Annotated in this window: 1 pseudogene; it reads left to right on the top strand. The window is 79.9% G+C overall.

The window, feature by feature from the left end:
* A pseudogene (locus tag BST11_RS29435) lies at positions 1 to 374 on the top strand (hypothetical protein); the annotation flags it as partial.

Raw genomic sequence — 374 nt, forward strand, 5'->3', positions numbered from 1 at the left:
GTTCGGTCCCGGCGCACCCGGGGGGGTCGGCGGCAGCACCAGCGGGACGACCGGAGGTGCCGGCGGCCCCGGCGGCAACGGCGGCCTGCTGTTCGGCAACGGCGGCGTCGGCGGCACCGGCGGGGAGGGCGTCACCATTGCGGGGGCCGGCGGTGCCGGCGGCAACGCCGGCCTGCTGTTCGGTGCCGGTGGGGCGGGCGGCACCGGCGGGTTCGGCCTTGTAGCCGGCAGTGCCGGAGGTGCCGGCGGCCCCGGCGGCAACGCCGCCCCGCTGTTCGGTAACGGCGGCGTCGGCGGCAGCGGCGGGCAAGGCGTCACCACTGGAGGGGACGGCGGTCACGGCGGCGGCGCCGGCCTGTTGTTCGGTGCCGGTG

Source organism: Mycobacterium alsense, assembly GCF_002086635.1.
Classification (GTDB): Bacteria; Actinomycetota; Actinomycetes; order Mycobacteriales; family Mycobacteriaceae; genus Mycobacterium; species Mycobacterium alsense.